Source organism: Veillonella sp. ZSJB6, assembly GCF_051549505.1.
Taxonomy (GTDB): domain Bacteria; phylum Bacillota; class Negativicutes; order Veillonellales; family Veillonellaceae; genus Veillonella.
Genome location: NZ_JBPUGE010000094.1, coordinates 1 through 257 on the forward strand (window position 1 = coordinate 1; position 257 = coordinate 257).

General features: G+C 35.0%; 1 protein-coding gene. It reads left to right on the forward strand.

The window, feature by feature from the left end:
* Positions 1-257: anaerobic ribonucleoside-triphosphate reductase (gene nrdD, locus ACSV5T_RS10020; protein WP_438321029.1), on the forward strand; the 257-nt coding region annotated here is incomplete at both ends.

Genomic DNA, 257 nt, shown 5'->3' on the forward strand with positions numbered 1-257 from the left:
GGTCAATCTCCATTTGTTACATTGTTCATGTATTTTAAACCTGATTATAAATACGCTAAAGAGGCTGCTCTTATTACAGAAGAGATCTTGCGCCAACGTATTAAGGGTGTAAAAAATGAAGGTGATGTATATATTACGCCAGCATTCCCTAAATTGATTTATGTTCTTGATGAACATAATGTAACGCCTGATAGACCATATTACTATTTAACTGAACTTGCTGCACAATGTACGGCTAAACGCATGTATCGAGATTA